We start from the raw sequence: 279 nt of genomic DNA, 5'->3' as shown, positions 1-279 counted from the left end.
CGTCGGCCAACCCCGGCAAACCGTTGATGTCACCGGGCCAGTTGGAATTCGGATGAGTGAGATTGTGGGTAACGACGTTGCCAGGACGTCCGACTGCTTGATTCCCGTTGGCGTCAAAGCTGTACGGTGCACCGTTGACACGGATGATGTTGTTCACGATGCCCACCTTCGCATCGGTCGTGAACGGGGCCTGCAATCGGATGCCCGCGCCATCTCCCTTATTGCTAGCGCGGAAGATGGTGTTGCCGTAGATCCACAGGCCGCTCACCTGTCCGGGAA

Annotated in this window: 1 protein-coding gene; it reads right to left on the bottom strand. The window is 59.1% G+C overall.

Features of this window, described 5'->3' with window-relative positions; genetic code table 11:
• On the bottom strand, window positions 1-279 hold a 279-nt coding region (locus tag AC0IW9_RS30680), incomplete at both ends, for a hypothetical protein (RefSeq protein WP_471652086.1).

The organism is Belnapia sp. AC561 (assembly GCF_979252845.1).
This window is presented reverse-complemented; position numbering and strand designations above follow the sequence as displayed.